Source organism: Massilia sp. YIM B02763 (assembly GCF_030412015.1).
GTDB lineage: Bacteria > Pseudomonadota > Gammaproteobacteria > Burkholderiales > Burkholderiaceae_D > Telluria.
In genome coordinates this window covers 1-472 of the sequence record NZ_JASNRD010000063.1, presented here as the reverse complement: position 1 = coordinate 472, position 472 = coordinate 1, and the positions used below count along the sequence as shown (strand labels likewise).

Sequence of the window (472 nt, the reverse complement as noted above, 5' to 3'; positions counted from 1 at the left end):
GGTTGCGCTGCTTCGCCGCGTATCGCCAATAGCCCGACGGCGCGACCTGCAGATCGGCTCGACGCCGTAGGCATGGCGGTACTGGTCGACGAACTTCCTCACGGCTTGAAGCGGCGGTCGAGCTCCGCCTGGGCGAAAAACGCACTCGCCAAGCGTAGGATCTCGTTTGCCTTGCGCAGCTCACGCACTTCGCGTTCCAGTGCCTTGATGCGCTCCTCTTCGGCAGTGGTCGGCCCGGGACGTTGGCCCGTATCACGCTCTTGCTGGCGAACCCAGCGGCGCAGCGTCTCAGGTGTGCAGCCGATCTTGGCAGCGATGGATTCGATCGCGGCCCACTGCGAGCTGTACTCGCTGGCGGCCTCACTGACCATGCGTACAGCGCGCTCGATGACTTCGGGGGAATACTTGGGTTGCTTCTTCATAACTCCATTTTCTCAAACAATGGAGCCTCTACAAAATCCGGGGCGGTTCA

Annotated in this window: 1 pseudogene and 1 other annotated feature; the pseudogene reads right to left on the bottom strand. The window is 61.9% G+C overall.

Annotation, left to right across the window (positions count from 1 at the left end):
• Nucleotides 1-422 (bottom strand): annotated as a pseudogene (locus tag QPK32_RS26475) (transposase); the annotation flags it as partial.
• Nucleotides 38-144, bottom strand: a sequence feature (AL1L pseudoknot). Its footprint overlaps the pseudogene before it by 107 nt.
• Nucleotides 423-472: the final 50 nt, after the last annotated feature.